Source organism: Escherichia sp. 10290 (genome assembly GCF_030295155.1).
Lineage (GTDB): Bacteria > Pseudomonadota > Gammaproteobacteria > Enterobacterales > Enterobacteriaceae > Escherichia > Escherichia coli_F.
The window spans coordinates 4,461,808-4,482,772 of sequence record NZ_AP025741.1 but is presented as its reverse complement, the minus strand read 5'-3'; the positions used below and the strand labels follow the sequence as shown (position 1 = coordinate 4,482,772).

Annotated in this window: 16 protein-coding genes and 1 pseudogene; 8 read left to right on the top strand and 9 right to left on the bottom strand. The window is 50.4% G+C overall.

Going from position 1 to position 20,965, the window contains the following annotated elements:
* Positions 1-110: 110 nt before the first annotated feature.
* The 8 genes and pseudogenes from QUE74_RS22570 to tssI (QUE74_RS22535) form a co-directional block, all read right to left on the bottom strand.
* A pseudogene (locus QUE74_RS22570) lies at positions 111-383 on the bottom strand (ISAs1 family transposase); the annotation flags it as partial.
* A gap of 206 nt (positions 384-589) precedes the next feature.
* On the bottom strand, positions 590-1,912 hold the full coding sequence (gene ltrA / locus QUE74_RS22565) for a group II intron reverse transcriptase/maturase (RefSeq protein ID WP_001100278.1): 1,323 nt from the start codon (positions 1,910-1,912) through the stop codon (positions 590-592).
* Positions 1,913-2,571: 659 nt separating this feature from the next.
* A complete protein-coding gene (locus tag QUE74_RS22560) occupies positions 2,572-2,982 on the bottom strand; it encodes a hypothetical protein (RefSeq protein WP_000867650.1) in 411 nt (136 codons plus the stop codon).
* 5 nt (positions 2,983-2,987) lie between these two features.
* Positions 2,988-5,477 (bottom strand): hypothetical protein, encoded by a 2,490-nt coding sequence (locus QUE74_RS22555; RefSeq protein WP_000703217.1) that lies wholly within the window; start codon positions 5,475-5,477, stop codon positions 2,988-2,990.
* A 9-nt stretch (positions 5,478-5,486) separates the two neighbouring features.
* On the bottom strand, positions 5,487-7,688 hold the full coding sequence (gene tssI / locus QUE74_RS22550; RefSeq protein ID WP_286331870.1) for a type VI secretion system tip protein TssI/VgrG: 2,202 nt from the start codon (positions 7,686-7,688) through the stop codon (positions 5,487-5,489).
* A 155-nt stretch (positions 7,689-7,843) separates the two neighbouring features.
* Complete coding sequence (locus tag QUE74_RS22545) at positions 7,844-8,758, bottom strand: hypothetical protein (protein WP_000881111.1); 915 nt, start codon at positions 8,756-8,758, stop codon at positions 7,844-7,846.
* Between the two features lie 24 nt (positions 8,759-8,782).
* Positions 8,783-9,628 (bottom strand): M35 family metalloendopeptidase, encoded by an 846-nt coding sequence (locus tag QUE74_RS22540; protein WP_000502104.1) that lies wholly within the window; start codon positions 9,626-9,628, stop codon positions 8,783-8,785.
* A gap of 81 nt (positions 9,629-9,709) precedes the next feature.
* A complete protein-coding gene (tssI, locus tag QUE74_RS22535; protein WP_000718590.1) occupies positions 9,710-12,022 on the bottom strand; it encodes a type VI secretion system tip protein TssI/VgrG in 2,313 nt (770 codons plus the stop codon).
* 215 nt (positions 12,023-12,237) lie between these two features.
* On the opposite strand from tssI (QUE74_RS22535), the gene QUE74_RS22530 reads away from it, so the two are divergent.
* The 7 genes from QUE74_RS22530 (at position 12,238) to QUE74_RS22500 (ending at position 20,146) form a co-directional block, all read left to right on the top strand.
* The gene (locus QUE74_RS22530) at positions 12,238-12,846 is read left to right on the top strand and encodes a glutathione S-transferase (RefSeq protein WP_000779792.1); all 609 of its coding nucleotides are present in this window, start codon (positions 12,238-12,240) and stop codon (positions 12,844-12,846) included.
* A 97-nt stretch (positions 12,847-12,943) separates the two neighbouring features.
* Positions 12,944-14,335 (top strand): L-seryl-tRNA(Sec) selenium transferase, encoded by a 1,392-nt coding sequence (gene selA, locus QUE74_RS22525; protein WP_000206238.1) that lies wholly within the window; start codon positions 12,944-12,946, stop codon positions 14,333-14,335.
* Positions 14,332-16,176, top strand: a complete 1,845-nt coding sequence (gene selB / locus QUE74_RS22520; protein ID WP_000582461.1) for a selenocysteine-specific translation elongation factor — start codon at positions 14,332-14,334, stop codon at positions 16,174-16,176. The genes selA and selB overlap by 4 nt, the downstream gene beginning before the upstream one ends.
* A 189-nt stretch (positions 16,177-16,365) precedes the next feature.
* Positions 16,366-17,517 carry an L-threonine dehydrogenase gene (yiaY, locus tag QUE74_RS22515; RefSeq protein ID WP_000741501.1) on the top strand — a complete coding sequence of 384 codons (1,152 nt, stop codon included), beginning with the start codon at positions 16,366-16,368 and terminating at the stop codon, positions 17,515-17,517.
* Positions 17,518-17,717: 200 nt separating this feature from the next.
* Positions 17,718-19,256, top strand: coding sequence for an aldehyde dehydrogenase AldB (gene aldB / locus QUE74_RS22510; RefSeq protein ID WP_000183976.1), 1,539 nt, complete (start codon positions 17,718-17,720; stop codon positions 19,254-19,256).
* Between the two features lie 277 nt (positions 19,257-19,533).
* Positions 19,534-19,719 carry a type II toxin-antitoxin system HicA family toxin gene (locus QUE74_RS22505; RefSeq protein WP_000833473.1) on the top strand — a complete coding sequence of 62 codons (186 nt, stop codon included), beginning with the start codon at positions 19,534-19,536 and terminating at the stop codon, positions 19,717-19,719.
* 16 nt (positions 19,720-19,735) lie between these two features.
* Positions 19,736-20,146 carry a type II toxin-antitoxin system HicB family antitoxin gene (locus QUE74_RS22500; RefSeq protein ID WP_000499744.1) on the top strand — a complete coding sequence of 137 codons (411 nt, stop codon included), beginning with the start codon at positions 19,736-19,738 and terminating at the stop codon, positions 20,144-20,146.
* Here QUE74_RS22500 and QUE74_RS22495 read toward each other — a convergent pair.
* Positions 20,143-20,457, bottom strand: a complete 315-nt coding sequence (locus QUE74_RS22495; protein WP_001064341.1) for a hypothetical protein — start codon at positions 20,455-20,457, stop codon at positions 20,143-20,145. The two genes, QUE74_RS22500 and QUE74_RS22495, sit on opposite strands and share 4 nt — an antisense overlap.
* A gap of 182 nt (positions 20,458-20,639) precedes the next feature.
* Between QUE74_RS22495 and QUE74_RS22490 the strand changes: the two genes are divergently transcribed.
* The gene (locus QUE74_RS22490) at positions 20,640-20,963 is read left to right on the top strand and encodes a DUF3302 domain-containing protein (RefSeq protein ID WP_000478187.1); all 324 of its coding nucleotides are present in this window, start codon (positions 20,640-20,642) and stop codon (positions 20,961-20,963) included.
* Positions 20,964-20,965: the final 2 nt, after the last annotated feature.

Here is a 20,965-nt window from a genome sequence, read left to right as displayed (position 1 = left end):
CCAGCGGCTGAAAACCCAGCTTCAGTAAATCATACTGTCCGGCCTCTTCAACATCCTTCTGTGGCAGCCAGCCGGTTCCGGTGATATTAAGCCGCCTCTGGTTTCCTTTTAATAAAGCACTCGTGAAATTTTGCAGGACTGATACAGGATACAACTCTGGCAATGGTATCGTGAACAGGAATACCATTATCAAAATCACCATATTGCTTCAAAAAATCGAGATGTGTTTCCCCAAAATCCTCTATATCTTCCCAGCCTTCTGCACCCGAAATAACGGCACAAATAGTCAACAGTAGAATATCCGATAATTTATGTTGCACTTTCCAGGCTTGTCTGTAATCGGGGATAATAGAAATATGTCCCATCAATTTTTTAAGTTCCATTTTGTTCTCCTTAATTATGTAAGGAGTATTTGATCATGTATAAGCAATAAAAAACAGCTTTAGGTAATGAGGAATATCTCAATTTTCAAACATAAAATGCGAATTGTCTAGTACAAAAAAGCAGCGTTAAGTGAGTAGGCCACCGGAACCTCCCCGACAGCCTCTCGCAGAACCGTACGTGAAACTCTCGCTTCATACGGCTCCCGTCAGGCAAACGCGCTTCCTGGTCCTGCTTTCCAGTGGGCAAACAACTCCGGCTTCTCTTTTGACAGCCTTTCCATTAGCTGACACGCCTTCGTCTTTCTATACCGCAGGGTTTTATATTTCTTTCTCGCCCACGCAATCAGCGTCAGATTAATATATCTGCATACTTTCTTCATCGCTGATTTGTGGTATCTCGCGTAATAATTCAGCCACCCCGATATTATCGGATTCAGCCACTTCGCAATATCTTCGAGACTCATCTCCACCCTGCGTCTGATCCACAGTTTCCTGAGTTTTCCAATCATGCCTTTCTGCGCACGGTTACTCGCCGCCGGGCTGAAACTCGTAAAGAGGTTTCCCCGCCGGTGGTTACGTGCTCTTCGCGCTCTGAACGTATACCCCAGAAAATCAAACTGCACTGTTTCATGGTTCGCCTGTCGTTCGCTGTCTTTGCAGTAAACTATTTTCGTTTTCTCCGGATGTAATTCCAGTCCACATTCCTGAAAACGTTTTGCCAGCTTATTCAGTAATTCCTCTGCCTGTTGTTTACTGCCACAATGAATTAATCCATCATCTGCATAACGGCACCAGGGAATTTCCGGATAATGTAACGTCAGCCATTTATCAAACACATAGTGCAGAAATAAATTCGCCAGTACCGGGCTGATGACTCCACCCTGTGGCGTACCTTTATTTCTTTCCTTCAGTGTTCCATCCGGCATCTGCACCGGCGCTGTCAGCCACCGGCGAATAGACAGTCTTACCCATTTATCCGCACAATGTTTATCTACTGCCCTGAGTAATAAATCGTGGGAGATATTATCGAATAACCCTTTAATATCAAACTCAAGACACCAGTCGTATTGCCAGCAACGTTTTCTGGTGACTGCTATTGCATCCAGCGCTGATTTTCCATGCCGGTATCCGTATGAATCATTCAGGAAATAACGCTCCACTAATGGTTCAAACGTTACCAGCACCGTCATCTGCGCTATTCGATCGCTTACTGTCGGTATTCCTAAAAGTCTTTTGCTGCCATCCTTCTTCGGAATTTCCACCGCACGCACTGGCGGCGGCATCCAGCTTCCCGACGATAACCTGTTCCAGATTTTGTACAGATTTCCTTTCAGATCCCGCTCAAAATCTTTCAGCGTCTGGTTATCTACTCCGGCAGCTCCGGCATTCGCCTTTATCCGCCGGTACGCTTCCACCACATGCAATTTACTGACCTGAAACGGTTTTGTCTGTTCACACACAGCCTCCTCCTGCCTACAGTTGGGCTGTGATGCAGACTGCCCGACGCTGTCCCTTCGCTCCACGTTCATTACAAACGCTTCCTCACTACTACGAACAGCTCTGCCCCGGTTTCGCACATCGATACTCTCATACTCATAATTTCGGTTATTTGTATTTCTCTCTTGACATTGCGACGACCGGTTCCCGTAGTTCCTGCAAAGAGCCTGATACAGCGTCATGCCTGCTATACACCGGACACCATTCACGCAGCATTCGGAATTCACCCGTAAATTAATCCCGGCGGTATCACGAAACCTCCGGTTTTGATGTCACTTAGGACTAACGACGTTTCAACACAGGTTCGGGTTTACTCATCTCACTGTATCTCACATAGGATCAGATCTCGTCTGATCGTTCCCCCTGCGCTCACTACCATGGCTCTTTACCACAGCAGCCGGGGTTGTTTGGGACCGACTTCCGACAGCAGATCCCGGTGGGCCTGCCACCATCTCTTCACAAGCTTATGCTTATTACATGCAAAACGTCCCGTTTTGCATCTTTGTGCCTACGGCACACCGTGATCTTTCCCTGCCTGCCTGTACGATATCCCTCAAAAATAATTTTCCAGTCAGTTATTCATGTCTAACTTAAAATCATAAAACATTTAAATTAATAATAAACAAATTCAACCTAGTCGCATTATTATTTTAATAACACAGCATCGATTTCATAAAAAACTGCACAATGGTCATCCAGTCCATTTGCAATCAGTACCATCATCATTATATGCCTCAATATTTTCTTCAAACTCAGTTGTTTTCCCACTTATTGATTTATAATGAAACAAATTAAATCTTGCACCTTGTGTGGAAACAACATACAACCCATTAATTTTTCCATTTACAACCTCGCTCCATGCATAAGAAAATTCAGAAGGCCTGTCATCGAAAGTCACTTCTAATTTATTTATAAACGCAAGAGGTATAAATTTTGAGGATTTCTCATAAATCACATAACCTAAAAAAATATCGCCAGACGATATTTCAACAAACTTTAAATTTGTTTTCCCAGCGCTAAAACAGCCTACCGTTGTTTGTTGTTTAGCCAATAAACAACAAGGCACCAAACAAAACAGTAAAACCAATAAGTTAACTTTCATATCAATTACTCCAGTTCAGTTATTCGTCTCTCTACAAATGTGGATATATTCCTTTTTTCTATTCCATATACTTTTCTATCACCCTCACGCCCTTCCTGAGGAAACGGATGCAGGTCAATTAATTCTTTCGCCCTTCTATAACCTTTTAATGCTTCTTCGTTACTCTTGATCGTCCCTCTTCGGGAGCTATCAGGATCATGCCATATCCCCCATCCCAAAGCATATACTTTATTATCATATACGTCACTATCATCAAACAAGAAATCGTCGTTCATTGCTTTCTGATTTAAATGCTCGGCAGCAAGTGAGGTAACCAATTTATTAAATATCGACAACCGTTCATCATAATGATTATACCCTCCATTAATCACTGCTGTAATTTTATTAAAATCATCATTTTTAGCATCTTCATTTATTCTTTTGAATATATTGAAATACCAAAACGCAGATAATACGCAATGTGGGGAGGATATAAGTTTATCTCTTGCGGAATCTGAAGATGTTACGTCCTCATTGATATATTCCCCATAGGCGGTGTAATTACTTTCCCCTGTAACTTGTATTAAGCCTCGGCCATACCACGGACTATATGAAGCTGATTCACCATTAATTTCTTTGGTATATCTAAAATAACCGCTCTCGTGAATAATTTGAGCAAGAAAATGGGCTTTTTCTCTACAAGTGGTCATACCAAACCGAATAAACCCTGCATTTATATCGTAGAGGTACCTTTTGAGAAGACCTTCACTTACTGCAGGAGCAACTTTTTTTAATTCATCTAATGTTATATCTCTGTTGCAAGCACACACAGATTTGGAATTAATAGCGTCCAAAAACACAACCGGATGAAAATGCCACACAGCATCATCACTATTAAACGGAGATACCCCGCTCATCCACTCCAGATCCAGCTGCCACTTCTCACAGTATGCCACTTCCTCTGTGTCCAGATCTTTATAAAATCCTTCCCACCGCCCTGTCGAGCGCCCTCCGTACCATTCGCTGTGGTGTTTAACTATCAGATGATTCACCACATTTCTCACCAGTGGTTCACGCACGGTCAGCGCCTGTCTGATCTCTTCCTCCGTCACTTTTCCATCACCGTCCTGATCCATACCCGCCATCAGCTCACGATAAAAGGGCGGTACCTGCTCATACAGCCACTCATCTCCCTGTTCTGCGGCACGGCTTATTGAGTCAAACGCTTCCGGCACCCATCCTTCGTACGGGCTGTACGTCATGTCACCGCTGCTGTTCTCCTCCAGCGGTTGAAAACCCAGCTTCAGTAAATCATACTGTCCGGCCTCTTCAACATCCTTTTGTGGCAGCCAGCCGGTTCCGGTGATATTAAACCACCACTGCTGCGATTCATCCGTGATCGGTGTCGTGGCTTCCCGCGGAAGAACGCGCTGAGCACCCAGTGTGGCTGCGGTTGCGGTAAATACCTCCTGTCCCGGAACGGCCTGCCGGGTGTATAAAATTATCCCTTTTGGTGCCAGAACAGTCCGTTTTTCTCCCTTAACGCCTGCCGGGTTGGATAAGAACTTTGGCATATTCGGGTCTGTACTCAGAACCTCCAGATGGACGAACCACTCGCGCTCAATCTCACCGCTTCCCTCGCCAGGATAATCCTCGCATCCCATAAATCCGACCGGTGTTCCGGCACTGACTTTCCACTCTTCCGTTTCGTCGACCGTCTGTACCGAGTCAAAAATGCCTTTTGCCTTCGCCTTCTGCATCCACTCAGGCATCAGCATCTGTATTTCGCCATCTGACTCCATCAGATCCGGATCCAGGGTCACCCAGTACTGCTCATTCCCCGGTTTATTGCCTTCCAGCAGGCGAACCAGTCCGAATGTCGTCAGGACCGGCTGGCCGTTATTGGTCACGTAAAAACGTCCGGTCCGGGATGACACAAACCGATCTCCCGCATTAAGTGTCCTGTTTCCGCTGATTTTCGGGGGTATCCAGTACGTGGCATGATCTCCGCTTTCCTGCCCCTCGGGAAGGCCGTTCTTTCCCGGGATGTATCGGTGCAGCAATATGCCACCATGCCCGGTTTTAACTTTATAGCAGGGGGAGCCGGGATAATCGTTCACCGGGGCCAGATGCATATAGAGACAGTAAAATTCCAGCCAGCTTTCTTTTTTTTGCGGGTCTGGCTGGCACTGCGATTTCACCAGAACAAATGTGCTGCTGTAACGGAGTTGCTGCCCTTTGTAGGTGCCTTTCAGGTAATCATTATTTATCCGGTACGCCGCAATGGTGCCATCGGCCATAAACTGAAGAGGAACCGGTTCTCCGGTAGCGGCGGTATCCGGTTTCAGGGCTGATAACGGATTAGACACGTCACTGATATGTATCCCGCCGTGCCACAGCCCGTTTCCACCCAGCAGCCAGGTTCCGTGCGCTTCTTTGTCAATAAGCCGCATTATCTCATCCAGCGAGCGAAACTCTTTGCCTTCTTTATCCCTGATGGGATGGCTGATTTTCATGTTCAGTCCTTATCGTGAGAATCTTCCCGGCCGTTGTGGCGGTACCTTATCCTGCTGGGGAGGATCAAAGGCTTCCTGTACATTTTTCCGTGGTGGCTCCGCCCCTTCAGTTCCAGGTCCGCCATTGTCATAATCTGCCAGCGCTTTCAAAACCGCCGGTCGTAGTGTCGGCACCGGCGTTCCCGGACTACCGCCGCTATTGAGATTGATTTTCGGCCCGACGATGTCCACGCCCCCTGAATGGATGACCACAAACGAACCACCCACCTTCAGGGTGATTTTACCGCCACTCTCCAGTACGATTTCATCCCGGACCTTCATTCCCAGCGCACCGGTAATCTTCCTCGCCAGGTCGCCCTTCACCTCCAGACTGTGCGTTCCCTCCACCAGACTGATATGGTTCCCCGTCGTCTTATGCTCCTGCTTCCCTTCCACCGTCACTTTACGGTCGTTTCTGACATACAGGCCGTCATCGTGACTCACGCTCACCGTCCGGTCATTCGTCACCTTCAGCGTCTGGTCATTACGTACCGTTATGCGCCGGTCGTTCGCCACCGTGATACTCTGGTCGTGGCCCCCTTCTTTTCTGGTGCCGACCTCAACCGTCTGCCCCTTCACCACCCTTATCTTCTGGTCGTTACCGATGGTCTCCGTATGGTCATGCTTCACGTCCGTCGTCCGGTCGTTAAGCACCTCCGTGTCCATGTTCTTCTGCGCGTGGATATACACCTGCTCACTGTCCGTCGCATCCTCGAAACGCAGTTCATTAAAGCCGCTTCCTTTATAGGTCTTCGAGCGGATGGTCATCTGCGTCCGCGTGCCCGGTAAATCCCCCGGTGAACGGTTATCTTCATGGTAGGTCCGCCCCGTCACAATGGGCTGGTCCGGGTCGCCGTTCAGAAAGTCCACTATCACTTCCTGACCCACACGCGGTATCGCCAGATTGCCGAACCCCGGTCCCGCCCATGCCTGCGACACCCGTATCCAGCATGAACTCTCCTCCGTCATCCCGTGATAACGGTCCCAGTGAAACTTCACCCGTACCCGGCCATGCTCGTCGCAGAATATCTCCTCGCCCTTCGGCCCGGTCACGATGGCACTCTGCGGGCCGTCCACCTTCGGCTTCGGCAGGGGCTGTGAGCGCCAGGTCCGGTCTGCCGGGATGACCGTGATATGGTTACTCAGTGTCGTTCCCCTCCCCTGGCTCCCGTGCAGCGCCTGCGGCTGGCTCCCCGTCAGCGTGCTGCTCACCACCTGCCACTCACGGTTCGGGTTCGCTCCCTGTACCGGATGCCCCGTCAGGGTGAACCGCCGTCCCGGCCACAGCGCCGGGGAGTTACTGATACCTGTGGCGGTTTCAGCACTGTTACGCAGCCCTTCCAGCCGGTAGCGGGTAAAGTCCTGACCATGCTGCTCGTCCTTGTAGCGCCCCGGCCAGTCCAGGATTTTGTACTGCTTCAGTTGCTCGTTGAGGTTTTCAGCATCCTCAATGTAAATACCCGGCCAGTCCGGCACCTTAAACGTGTGGTCTTTTGAACGCACCTGCGAGGGCCGCACCTGCGCCTGGTAGCGGAACAGGCTGATGCACGCCGTCGTCACCTCACGGGTGTTCGGGTTAAACGGTATCTCCCCGTACACCGGCAGGCCCGCCACATCATCGCACAGCGTGAGCGTCTGCTCCGGGCTGTCGTCAGCGTATCTGTCATAAAAGAAGATGCCTTCCTCCGCCCACAGCCGGGTCAGAAACGCCAGGTCGCTTTCACCGTACTGGACGCAGAACTCCCGTGCCGGGTGGCTCTCATAAAAGCGCGGCGTCCACTGCGTCACTCCGTCCTCGTTTAACAGCGTGGCGGAGATGGCCTGAATGTCCTGCTGCTGGAAGATTCGGTAGTTCTGCCGCAGCCCGCTGCGCCACAGGGGCGGGCGTATCTGAAGGTGGTACTGCATCTGCCAGCCGTTGTGCTCCTTCATGCCTAACCCCGACACCACACCGCTCACATAACGCAGCGCCGTGCCACCCTGCCAGATGGTCAGCACGGCCCCCTTCTCCAGCAGCTTCTCCGCCGTCTGGCGGAACGAGTCGCTGGCAACGTCCACATCCAGGACGAACGGCGATGAGTATGCCTGCGTGAGGCGGAAATCCACCACCGCGAACGTCTCCGGCACCAGTCCGTCCACCGTCAGCGTAAAACGCAGCCCTTTTAATGACATGATGACCTCCCTGGTATTGCTACAGGAAAAAGTAATTAACCGATATTGACCGTACCTTCTGATATTCTCTCACTGATTCATTATCTGTATTTCCCATGAACATTCTCATTTCAACAGGAAAACCAACGAATTGTAGCCATGACAATAAGTTAACATTAATAATTCCTCAACGAATAAGGAGGAGATGCCCTGTCCCCATCAATAGTAACCACGACCTGATTTGATCTTATTTTGAATATATTATCATTACCGCCATGATAGCCAAATCGTGCTAAAAAATCCTGAAATAGACCAGGTCCTCTATAAGGTCCACAGATTCTCCAAACCCGCCACTCCTCTATGCCATACGTTATTTTATCTATAGGATTAGTACACTCTCTTTCTGCCCGCCAGTTCATAATAGAAAGAAAATACTCATATATATATTGTTCTGCAAACCACTCTTGATTAACTATTGTAAATTCTACCGTCCCTATATTATAACGATGAATGCCCGGTAAAAAGGCATAATAATCGTTCAATGTGACATCAAAGGATAGCTCTTTCCCTGGTAATATCTCGCGCCAAACAGATTTACTTTTCCATTCACCAAAGCTACATTTTGTTTTTTTTAAAAAATCCAACTGAATGTTATCCATTATCGGTATAAACACACCACTACACAAGGAAGAGTAAGGCCCGCCGTTAACGTCAAGAGGAAGAGTTAGTCGATGAACAAAATAAGATCCCTGGCTTTTATTCGATAAAACCACTGCAGCTGCTACAATATTTTCTTTCTGATGCACGGAAAGATGAAGATATATTTTATTTTTATCCTGATTATACTGACTCTCATTTTTACTGATAGTATAATATTGAAAAACAGCATAGGCTGAAAGATCATCATAATAATCATAATAATTAAGCCTTGTCGGTTCTACACGAGGATAGACACCAAGTTTTTCCATTACTCCATTCCAATGTAACTTCCCATATCTGTAATGAACCGCATAATCGCCAGAGATATCATAAGCAAATATTGGATGCACCCAAGAAAAAAAAGCAATAAAAACAATCCATCTAGCAAGCATATACTCCCCCGTCAAATAAAAGCATCAATATGGTACAGGAATCTCGAAATAACGTTCGATATTATATGCATTCTGAAACAGTTCTGATTTTTTATCATTTTTTAATTTAGTGGCATGAGCAATATATTCGTCACCTGTACTATACTCTATATCTACCGGCATATCTTCCGTCCACATGCCTCCAAACTTAAGTGAATCCCCGTACCTTATAAAGTGAGATAGTTCATGGCAGAGTGTCGATGCCTTAGAGTTTTCCCCAGTGAATGGCCTATCTATAAATCTTTGTCCTATAGTTATACTTACCAAACTTTTAAAGCTTCCAGATTTTACACCCAAAATCTGATCGTAAGTTACATTGGCAGCATAAGCGTCATTATCTGTACAATTCACAAAGTTACCAATTTTGGGCCTGATTACGTCTTTGTCAACATATTCATTACCCCCTTTGTCATTAAGAACAAGATTACAATTGGCATCACGTTTGAGGAAATGGTCATGAACGGTAACGTCTACACAATCACCTTCCACAGATAATTCCCCACATATCTCATACAGGCGAGTAACGCCATTTCTCATATAATCCCTTGCCTTTATATTCTCTGTAAACAGAGTATTACGCCCCCCGAAAGGGAACTTTAATTTAATATAAGTATTTCCATCAATGCCAAATATATTTATAAATTCCTGATTTTGTTCCGCCCCCCATTTATCACCAAGATCTTCTACTCTTTTTTTCAATACAGCCATCTGCGCCTTCAGAGCCTCTCTCATCATTATTTTAAAATCATTAGTAATTTTCCCCTCCTTTAAAACTACACACTGTTCACCACTCTGGCTTTTTCCGCTCGTACTACCCTTTTCATCTCCCATATAAATCCTCCTTGGTATATATTTTCACTACAAACCCTGTTCCATTTATGCAAAAACACGCCAATTACAGGCGGTCACTCTCTATTCATTAATCCCTCCCCATATCATATCGATATTCAAATGCAACAATCTGACGTCTATTGTCTGCTCGCTGTCAGTGGTGAATATTTCCGTATACCCATCCTTATCCGTTTCTCCGCGGGTCTGCGTGCCGTCCTCAAAGAAGGCAATGTAGCGTGTCTCTGAATACGGTATCCCGTCATCGTCTGTAAAATGGAACTGGAGAGTATATTTTTCAGGGTTCTCATCATCATTCTCATCCTCCAGCGCCTCCAGTACAACCGGTTGCAGCGTCGATACTGGCGTCCCCGGACCTCCCCCACCATTCAGGTTTATCTTCGGCCCCACTATATCCACGCCGCCAGAGTGTATCACCACGAACGAACCGCCCGCTTTCAGGCTTATCTGGCTGCTGCTCTCCAGCACGATATCCCCGTCCACCTTTATCCCCAGCGCGCCACTCACCTTCTCCGCCAGGTCACCCTTCACCTCCAGGCTGTGTTTCCCCTCCACCAGGCTGATATGGTTTCCCGTCGTCTTATGCTCCTGCTTCCCTTCCACCGTCACTTTACGGTCGTTTCTGACATACAGGCCGTCATCGTGACTCACGCTCACCGTCCGGTCATTCGTCACCTTCAGCGTCTGGTCATTACGTACCGTTATGCGCCGGTCGTTCGCCACCGTGATACTCTGGTCGTGACCCCCTTCTTTTCTGGTGCCGACCTCAACCGTCTGCCCCTTCACCACCCTTATCTTCTGGTCGTTACCGATGGTCTCCGTATGGTCATGCTTCACGTCCGTCGTCCGGTCGTTAAGCACCTCCGTGTCCATGTTCTTCTGCGCGTGGATATACACCTGCTCACTGTCCGTCGCATCCTCGAAACGCAGTTCATTAAAGCCGCTTCCTTTATAGGTCTTCGAGCGGATGGTCATCTGCGTCCGCGTGCCCGGTAAATCCCCCGGTGAACGGTTATCTTCATGGTAGGTCCGCCCCGTCACAATGGGCTGGTCCGGGTCGCCGTTCAGAAAGTCCACTATCACTTCCTGACCCACACGCGGTATCGCCAGATTGCCGAACCCCGGTCCCGCCCATGCCTGCGACACCCGTATCCAGCATGAACTCTCCTCCGTCATCCCGTGATAACGGTCCCAGTGAAACTTCACCCGTACCCGGCCATGCTCGTCGCAGAATATCTCCTCACCCTTCGGCCCGGTCACGATGGCACTCTGCGGGCCGTCCACCTTCGGCTTCGGCAGCGGCGCGTGACGCCACGTCCTGTCTGCCGGTATCACCTCAAACTGATTGCTCAGTGTCGTCCCTTCACCGTGACTCCCGTGCAGCGCCTGCGGCTGTTCTCCCCGCAGTGTGCTTCCCACAACCTGCCATTCCCGGTTCAGCGTCGCTGACGGATGGCCCGTCAGCCGGAACCGCGTTCCCGGCCACAGCCGCGCCGTGTTACACACCCCGCTCGCCGTCTCCGCCCCGTTCCGCCACCCTTCCGTCTGGTAACGCGCAAAATCCTGGCCATGCTGCTCATCCTTGAAACGCCCCGGATAATCAAATATCTCGTACTGCGTTCCCTGTCCGTTCAGGCTCTCCCCGTCATGGCTGTAGTACCCCGGCCACCCCGGCGTTTTGAACGTATAATCCTGCGTCTCCACCGACGCCACGCTTATCTGCGCACGGTAACGGAAGTCGCGGATGTACTCTGTCGTGCCTCCGGTCGTGGTATTCGGGTTAAACGCCAGCGCCCCCATTCCCGTCAGCCCCGCCACGTCATCACACACCGCCAGCTTCTGTTCCGGCCCGTCCTGACTGCAGCGTTCATAAAAGAAGATACCTTCCTCCGCCCACAGCCGGGTCAGGAATGTCAGGTCGCTCTCCCCGTACTGCACGCAGAACTCCCGCGCCGGGTGCGCCTCATAGAACAGCGGCATCCACGCCGTCACCCCGTTCTCTTCAAGAAGCTGCGCTGATATCGTCTGAATGTCCTGCTGCTGGAAGATACGGAAGTTCTGCCGTAACCCTGCCCGCCACAGCGGCGGGCTGATGCTCAGGGAATAACGCATCTGCCAGTCGTTGTTCTCACCGAGCTGCACCTCTGTCACGATACCGCTGACGTAACGCTGTGCAGTGTCGCCCTGCCAGACCGTCAGCACCGCGCTTTTCTCCAGAAAATCTTCTGCCGTCAGGTCAGACAGTCCGCTGGCGATATCCACATCCAGGATGAACGGTGTGCAGTGGTGCTGGTACAGACGGAAGCTCACCACCGCCGTCGCCATCTCCACAATACCGTCCACCGACAGCGTGAAACGTAATCCTTCTGCTGCCATATAAACCCCATAGCTACCGCACTCATAGTGCAAACCATACGGGCTTATAAGAAAGGCTTAAGTGAGATATCTGCCAGATAGCAACTATTAGGAAAATATTTATATCACCATGATAAATATGTGATTTATTGGGAGATAACAAACCATCAACATTTTCTGCCCTTTTTCCCATCACCAGGCCATACTGATATTTTTCCTCGCACAAAGGACTCGGCATGAAACTCGTCGGTAGCTACACCAGCCCGTTTGTACGCAAACTTTCTATTCTGTTGTTAGAAAAGGGCATAACTTTCGAATTTATTAATGAACTGCCCTATAACGCGGACAACGGCGTGGCGCAATTTAACCCGTTAGGGAAAGTGCCGGTGCTGGTGACCGAAGAGGGCGAATGTTGGTTTGATTCGCCGATCATCGCTGAATATATTGAATTAATGAATGTCGCTCCGGCGATGTTGCCGCGCGATCCGCTGGAGTCGTTGCGAGTGCGCAAAATTGAGGCGCTGGCGGATGGCATTATGGATGCCGGGCTGGTATCGGTGCGTGAACAGGCGCGTCCGGCGGCGCAGCAGTCTGAAGATGAATTGTTACGCCAGCGGGAGAAAATCAACCGCAGTCTGGATGTGCTGGAAGGATATCTGGTCGATGGCACGCTCAAAACCGATACGGTCAATCTGGCGACTATCGCCATTGCCTGTGCCGTCGGATATCTCAATTTCCGCCGCGTTGCGCCAGGCTGGTGTGTCGACCGCCCACACTTAGTCAAACTGGTCGAAAACCTGTTTAGCCGCGAAAGTTTTGCCCGCACCGAACCGCCAAAGGCTTGATGCGCGATATGTCCTCCTGACCCATCTCACGTTACAATCCGTGGTTATGTTAAACGCCCTTCTCCGTGTGAGAGGGCCTTGATCAACCAGGTTTCCTATGACAACCGAAACGCGTTCCCTCTATAGTCAACTTCCGGCTATTGATCGCTTATTGCGCGATAGCTCTTTCCTTTCTTTGCGTGATACCTATGGTCACACCCGCGTGGTGGAGTTGCTGCGTCAGATGCTTGACGAAGCGCGAGAAGTGATTCGTGACAGCCAGACGCTACCCGCGTGGTGTGAAAACTGGGCGCAAGAAGTTGATGCCCGGTTGACGAAAGAGGCGCAAAGCGCGCTGCGTCCGGTGATCAACCTGACGGGAACCGTGCTGCATACCAACCTTGGGCGAGCTTTACAGGCGGAAGCCGCGGTGGAGGCTGTTGCGCAGGCTATGCGTTCGCCAGTAACCCTCGAATACGATCTGGACGACGCCGGACGCGGACATCGCGATCGGGCGCTGGCGCAGCTGCTGTGCCGTATTACGGGGGCGGAAGATGCCTGTATCGTTAATAACAATGCGGCGGCGGTCTTGTTGATGTTGGCGGCCATTGCCAGCGGGAAAGAGGTTGTGGTTTCTCGCGGTGAACTGGTGGAGATTGGCGGTGCGTTTCGTATTCCCGATGTTATGCGCCAGGCAGGCTGCACACTACACGAAGTGGGGACCACCAACCGCACGCACACTAATGATTATCGTCAGGCGGTGAATGAAAATACCGCTCTGTTGATGAAAGTACATACCAGTAACTACAGCATTCAGGGGTTCACCAAAGCGATAGATGAAGCTGAACTGGTGGCGCTCGGCAAAGAGCTGGATGTTCCCGTAGTGACTGACTTAGGCAGCGGCTCGCTGGTCGATCTTAGCCAGTACGGTTTGCCGAAAGAGCCAATGCCGCAGGAGTTGATTGCGGCGGGCGTCAGTCTGGTGAGCTTCTCCGGCGACAAGCTGTTAGGCGGGCCGCAGGCAGGAATTATTGTTGGTAAAAAAGAGATGATCGCCCGCCTGCAAAGCCATCCACTGAAGCGTGCATTACGCGCGGATAAAATGACCCTCGCGGCGCTGGAAGCCACGTTGCGTCTTTATTTACACCCTGAGGCGCTGAGTGAAAAATTACCGACCCTGCGTCTGCTTACCCGCAGCGCAGAGGTCATTCAAATCCAGGCACAACGTTTACAGGCCCCCCTTGCCGCACATTACGGCGCGGAGTTTGCGGTACAGGTTATGCCATGTCTTTCGCAGATTGGCAGTGGTTCGCTGCCGGTTGATCGCCTGCCGAGCGCGGCATTAACGTTTACACCCCATGATGGACGCGGTAGCCACCTTGAGTCATTAGCCGCCCGCTGGCGTGAATTGCCAGTGCCGGTGATTGGTCGTATTTATGACGGACGATTGTGGCTGGATTTACGCTGCCTTGAAGATGAGCAACGGTTTTTGGAGATGTTGTTGAAATGATTATTGCGACTGCCGGACACGTTGACCACGGCAAAACAACCTTATTGCAGGCGATTACTGGCGTAAATGCCGACCGTCTGCCGGAAGAAAAAAAGCGCGGCATGACCATCGATCTCGGCTATGCCTACTGGCCGCAGCCGGATGGTCGTGTTCCGGGTTTTATCGACGTTCCCGGTCATGAAAAGTTTCTTTCCAACATGCTGGCGGGCGTCGGGGGTATCGATCACGCGCTGTTGGTGGTGGCGTGCGATGACGGCGTGATGGCACAGACCCGTGAGCATCTGGCGATTTTACAGCTGACCGGTAACCCGATGCTGACCGTGGCGCTGACCAAAGCCGATCGCGTGGACGAAGCGCGTGTTGATGAGGTTGAACGCCAGGTAAAGGAGGTACTGCGGGAATACGGTTTTGCTGAGGCAAAACTGTTTATCACCGCAGCAACCGAAGGCCGGGGAATTGATGCCCTGCGCGAGCATCTGCTTCAGTTACCAGAGCGTGAACACGCCAGCCAACATAGCTTCCGCCTCGCTATCGACCGTGCTTTTACCGTAAAAGGTGCCGGGCTGGTCGTCACCGGTACGGCGTTAAGTGGGGAAGTGAAGGTAGGCGATTCACTCTGGCTGACTGGTGTAAATAAACCGATGCGCGTGCGTGCGCTGCATGCGCAAAATCAGCCAACAAATGCAGCTCATGCCGGGCAGCGTATTGCGCTTAACATCGCGGGTGATGCGGAAAAAGAGCAGATTAACCGTGGCGACTGGCTGCTTGCCGATGCGCCGCCGGAGCCGTTCACACGGGTGATTGTCGAGCTTCAAACCCATACACCGCTGACCCAGTGGCAGCCGCTGCATATTCACCACGCCGCCAGCCACGTCACGGGACGCGTTTCGCTGCTGGAAGATAACCTTGCCGAGCTGGTGCTCGACACCCCGTTATGGCTGGCAGATAACGATCGCCTGGTGCTGCGCGATATCTCGGCCCGCAACACGCTGGCGGGGGCGCGCGTGGTGATGCTTAACCCGCCGCGTCGCGGTAAGCGTAAGCCGGAATATCTGCAATGGCTGGCGTCTCTTGCACGGGCGCAGAGCGATGCCGATGCGTTAGCTATTCATCTGGAACGCGGAGCGGTTAACCTTGCTGATTTCGCCTGGGCGCGCCAGCTCAACGGCGAAGGGATGCGTGAACTGCTGCAGCAACCGGGCTATATTCAGGCCGGTTACAGCTTGCTGAATGCACCGGTTGCCGCTCGTTGGCAGCGGAAAATTCTCGATACCCTGGCGACTTATCATGAGCAGCATCGCGATGAACCAGGTCCTGGGCGCGAGCGTCTGCGGCGCATGGCGTTGCCAATGGAAGATGAAGCGCTGGTGCTGTTGCTGATTGAAAAGATGCGCGAAAGCGGCGACATCCTCAGTCATCACGGTTGGCTGCATCTGCCGGATCATAAAGCGGGATTCAGCGAAGAGCAGCAGGCTATCTGGCAAAAAGCGGAGCCGCTGTTTGGTGACGAGCCGTGGTGGGTGCGTGACCTGGCAAAAGAGACGGGAACCGACGAGCAGGCAATGCGTTTGACGCTACGCCAGGCGGCCCAACAGGGGATAATCACTGCGATCGTCAAAGATCGTTATTACCGTAACGATCGGATTGTCGAATTTGCCAATATGATCCGCGATCTCGATCAGGAATGTGGTTCAACCTGCGCGGCGGATTTCCGCGATCGCTTAGGTGTAGGCCGAAAGCTGGCAATTCAAATTCTGGAATATTTTGACCGTATTGGCTTTACGCGTCGCCGTGGAAATGATCATTTATTGCGCGACGCATTATTATTTCCCGAAAAATAAGGGAATGATTAATTCATAATAAATATGAATTAATACAAAGTTCTTATTAATGTTAAGGAAGCACGTTATTTGATGAATGTAACGTGCTTTTTATTAAAAATATTTTAATAAACGGTAATGTTGATCATATTTTCAAATGAAAATCCTCAGTAAGCTGCCCGCCCTTTTTTACACTTTCAGGAGTGTGTTATGGCAGCTTCAACCTTTTTTATTCCTTCCGTGAATGTTATCGGCGCTGATTCATTGAATGATGCAATGAATATGATGGCAGATTATGGATTTACCCGTACCTTAATTGTCACTGACAATATGTTAACGAAATTGGGTATGGCGGGCGATGTGCAAAAAGCACTGGAAGAGCGCAATATTTTTAGCGTTATTTATGATGGCACCCAGCCTAACCCAACCACGGAAAACGTCGCCGCAGGTTTGAAATTACTTAAAGAAAATAATTGCGATAGCGTAATATCCCTGGGCGGTGGTTCTCCGCACGACTGTGCAAAAGGTATTGCGCTGGTTGCAGCCAACGGCGGTGACATCCGCGATTATGAAGGCGTTGACCGCTCTGCAAAACCGCAGTTGCCGATGATCGCCATCAACACCACTGCGGGTACTGCATCAGAAATGACTCGTTTCTGCATCATCACCGACGAAGCTCGTCACATCAAAATGGCGATTGTTGATAAGCACGTGACTCCGCTGCTTTCTGTCAATGACTCCTCGCTGATGATCGGTATGCCGAAGTCACTGACCGCTGCAACGGGTATGGATGCCTTAACGCACGCTATCGAAGCGTATGTGTCTATTGCCGCCACGCCGATCACCGACGCTTGCGCACTGAAAGCGGTGACCATGATTGCCGAAAACCTGCCGTTAGCCGTTGAAGATGGCAGCAATGCTAAAGCGCGTGAAGCAATGGCTTACGCTCAGTTCCTCGCGGGTATGGCGTTCAACAACGCATCTCTGGGTTATGTTCATGCGATGGCGCACCAGCTGGGCGGTTTCTACAACCTGCCGCACGGTGTATGTAACGCCGTTCTGCTGCCGCATGTTCAGGTATTCAACAGCAAAGTCGCTGCTGCGCGTCTGCGTGACTGCGCTGCTGCGATGGGTGTTAACGTGACAGGTAAAAATGACGCAGAAGGTGCAGAAGCCTGCATCAATGCCATCCGTGAACTGGCGAAGAAAGTGAATATCCCGGCAGGCTTGCGTGACCTGAACGTGAAAGAAGAAGATTTCGCGGTACTGGCGACCAATGCCCTGAAAGATGCCTGCGGCTTTACTAACCCGATTCAGGCAACTCACGAAGAAATTGTGGCGATTTATCGCGCGGCGATGTAATCATCATTCCCACAATGGCTGGCTAATTGTCAGCCATTTTTTCAACTCTCTCAAAATTTGCGATTTTTGAGAGAGTTTTAGTTATCTCTGTAATCCTTGCCCGTAAATTCGTGATAGCCGTCGTAAAGCTATCACCAGCTGGCGAAGATTTCGCCAGTCACGTCTACCCTTGTTATACCTCACACCGCAAGGAGACGATCATGACCAATAATCCCCCTTCAGCACAGATTAAGCCCGGCGAGTATGGTTTCCCCCTCAAGTTAAAAGCCCGCTACGACAACTTTATTGGCGGCGAATGGGTAGCCCCTGCCGACGGCGAGTATTACCAGAACCTGACGCCGGTGACCGGGCAGCTACTGTGCGAAGTGGCGTCTTCGGGCAAACGAGACATCGATCTGGCGCTGGATGCTGCGCATAAAGTGAAAGATAAATGGGCGCATACTTCGGTGCAGGATCGCGCGGCGATTCTGTTTAAGATTGCCGATCGAATGGAGCAGAACCTCGAACTTTTAGCGACGGCTGAAACCTGGGATAACGGCAAACCCATTCGCGAAACCAGTGCTGCTGATGTACCGCTGGCGATTGACCACTTCCGCTATTTCGCCTCGTGTATTCGGGCGCAGGAAGGCGGTATTAGCGAAGTGGATAGCGAAACCGTGGCTTATCACTTCCACGAACCGTTAGGCGTGGTGGGGCAGATTATCCCGTGGAACTTCCCGCTGTTGATGGCGAGCTGGAAAATGGCTCCCGCGCTGGCGGCGGGCAACTGTGTGGTGCTGAAACCCGCACGTCTTACCCCGCTTTCTGTACTGCTGCTAATGGAAATCGTTGGTGATTTACTGCCGCCGGGCGTGGTGAACGTGGTTAACGGCGCTGGTGGGGAAATTGGCGAATATCTGGCGACCTCGAAACGCATCGCCAAAGTGGCGTTTACCGGCTCAACGGAAGTGGGCCAACAAATTATGCAGTACGCCACGCAAAATATTATTCCGGTAACCCTGGAACTGGGCGGCAAGTCGCCAAATATCTTCTTTGCTGATGTGATGGATGAAGAAGATGCCTTTTTCGATAAAGCGCTGGAAGGCTTTGCACTGTTTGCTTTTAACCAGGGCGAAGTTTGCACCTGTCCAAGTCGTGCCTTAGTGCAGGAGTCAATCTACGAACGCTTTATGGAGCGCGCCATCCGCCGTGTCGAAAGCATTCGCAGCGGTAACCCGCTCGATAGCGTGACGCAAATGGGGGCGCAGGTTTCTCACGGGCAACTGGAAACCATCCTCAATTACATTGATATCGGTAAAAAAGAGGGTGCTGACGTGCTCACCGGTGGGCGGCGCAAGCTGCTGGAAGGCGAACTGAAAGACGGCTACTACCTCGAACCGACGATTCTGTTTGGTCAGAATAATATGCGCGTGTTCCAGGAAGAAATTTTTGGTCCGGTGCTGGCGGTAACCACCTTCAAAACGATGGATGAGGCGCTGGAGCTGGCGAACGACACGCAATATGGCCTGGGGGCTGGTGTCTGGAGCCGCAACGGTAATCTGGCCTATAAGATGGGGCGCGGTATTCAGGCAGGGCGCGTGTGGACCAACTGTTATCACGCTTACCCGGCACATGCGGCGTTTGGCGGCTACAAACAATCAGGTATCGGCCGTGAAACCCACAAGATGATGCTGGAGCATTACCAGCAAACCAAGTGCCTGCTGGTGAGCTACTCAGATAAACCGTTGGGGCTGTTCTGATGTAAGAAGCTGGTCGCATCGGGTATTCATTGCCTGATGCGACGCTTTCGCGTTTTACCAATTCAAATGTCTACGTCTTGAATGACTGAATATTGATTGAACTTAATTACGAGTCTCCTCGCATCTTTTCAACAAGTTACTGCACACCGTTATTCTTCTTCCGAACGGCATTCCTGAGTCAACTTTATCTCCCTGACGGCCCATATAAATCGCGCTATCGTGATTGTTATTGCTAAGTGTGTGTGTATCGTGTGTATAATCATGGAAGGGCAGGGATGTGAAAAGTGCAGACGTGATCGCCATCCTGAAGCAGCATGGCTGGGAACATATTCGAACCCGTGGTAGTCATCATCAGTTCCGCCACCCTGTCCATCCGGGTCTGGTGACGGTTCCGCACCCTAAAAAAGATATTAAGCCCGGTACGCTGGCGCAAATTGGGCGTCAGGCTGGTTTAACATTTTAAAATTTCAGGAGGCAATATGTTTTATCCCGCCTATATCCACAGTGATCCTGACGGCAGCGCCAGCGGTTTTTTCCCTGATGTTCCAGGCTGTTATTTTGCTGGTGATACGCTGGACAACGCTTTCCAGGATGCGCGAAGTGCACTGGTCGCGCACTTCGAAACCTTATGCGAGATGAATGAAGAGTTGCCGCTTCCAGGCTCTGTGGAAACACATCTGGTCCAGCGTGCGCAGGACTTTATTGGCGGGCAATGGTTGCTGGTGGATATCAATATGAATCAGTTCGAAGGTCGGGCTGAACGTATCAATATTACGATGCCGAAAAGATTACTGAACAAGATTGATACCTACGTGCGCAATAACCCAGACTACGCCAACAGAAGTGCGTTTCTGGCGGAAGCTGCCCGGCGTGTATTGCCGGGCGTTTAATCTCGCGTTTCGATGGTGAGCGGGCGGACCAGGCTGTACAGCCACAGACCAAAACAAGCGATGGTGCCAATCACCACGGTGAGGAACACACTGACTGACAGGCCTGCAAGCAATCCCGCAGGCAGGGCCAGCAGGCCGTGGATCACGGTGTCGTTCCATCTCACCTGATCGTAGCCAAACATGCCTAAAACGCCGCAAACCAGACCGTAAATCACCATTGGTGTTCCGAGGCCAATCAGCAATAAACGGTAGATAATTGAAGGTTTAATACGCTTTATCTGTACTGTGGATGTTTTACTGGGGTTATTCATTAGTTTGGTCAATAGTTCCATTATTTCAATATGATAAACCTCGACCTGTTGAAAAGCCAGGTAGCACACTTCAGAAAGTATATAAAAAACAATATGTCGTTATATAAATAAGGAAATTGCACTGCATCATGGCATTTCATAATATGCGTTAATTGTTCTTTTTTATATTCTCTGAGGGAAATATGTTCCTGGACTATTTTGCACTGGGAGTGCTTATTTTTGTATTTCTGGTGATATTCTATGGGATTATTATTTTACATGATATTCCCTACCTGATTGCTAAAAAACGTAATCATCCTCATGCCGACGCCATTCATGTTGCTGGTTGGGTGAGTCTTTTTACGCTGCATGTTATCTGGCCATTTTTGTGGATTTGGGCCACGCTTTACCACCCGGAGCGGGGATGGGGAATGCAAAACCATGACTCCTCCGTTGTGCAACTACAACAGCGTATTGCCGGGCTGGAGAAACAGCTCGCCGACATCAAATCCTCTTCTGCCGAGTAATA

Coding starts and splice junctions, on each gene's coding strand:
- ltrA (WP_001100278.1), bottom strand. CDS start 1,912: ATGAACGTGGAGCGAAGGGACAGCGTCGGGCAGTCTGCATCACAGCCC.
- QUE74_RS22560 (WP_000867650.1), bottom strand. CDS start 2,982: ATGAAAGTTAACTTATTGGTTTTACTGTTTTGTTTGGTGCCTTGTTGT.
- QUE74_RS22555 (WP_000703217.1), bottom strand. CDS start 5,477: ATGAAAATCAGCCATCCCATCAGGGATAAAGAAGGCAAAGAGTTTCGC.
- tssI (WP_286331870.1), bottom strand. CDS start 7,688: ATGTCATTAAAAGGGCTGCGTTTTACGCTGACGGTGGACGGACTGGTG.
- QUE74_RS22545 (WP_000881111.1), bottom strand. CDS start 8,758: ATGCTTGCTAGATGGATTGTTTTTATTGCTTTTTTTTCTTGGGTGCAT.
- QUE74_RS22540 (WP_000502104.1), bottom strand. CDS start 9,628: ATGGGAGATGAAAAGGGTAGTACGAGCGGAAAAAGCCAGAGTGGTGAA.
- tssI (WP_000718590.1), bottom strand. CDS start 12,022: ATGGCAGCAGAAGGATTACGTTTCACGCTGTCGGTGGACGGTATTGTG.
- QUE74_RS22530 (WP_000779792.1), top strand. CDS start 12,238: ATGAAACTCGTCGGTAGCTACACCAGCCCGTTTGTACGCAAACTTTCT.
- selA (WP_000206238.1), top strand. CDS start 12,944: ATGACAACCGAAACGCGTTCCCTCTATAGTCAACTTCCGGCTATTGAT.
- selB (WP_000582461.1), top strand. CDS start 14,332: ATGATTATTGCGACTGCCGGACACGTTGACCACGGCAAAACAACCTTA.
- yiaY (WP_000741501.1), top strand. CDS start 16,366: ATGGCAGCTTCAACCTTTTTTATTCCTTCCGTGAATGTTATCGGCGCT.
- aldB (WP_000183976.1), top strand. CDS start 17,718: ATGACCAATAATCCCCCTTCAGCACAGATTAAGCCCGGCGAGTATGGT.
- QUE74_RS22500 (WP_000499744.1), top strand. CDS start 19,736: ATGTTTTATCCCGCCTATATCCACAGTGATCCTGACGGCAGCGCCAGC.
- QUE74_RS22495 (WP_001064341.1), bottom strand. CDS start 20,457: ATGAATAACCCCAGTAAAACATCCACAGTACAGATAAAGCGTATTAAA.
- QUE74_RS22490 (WP_000478187.1), top strand. CDS start 20,640: ATGTTCCTGGACTATTTTGCACTGGGAGTGCTTATTTTTGTATTTCTG.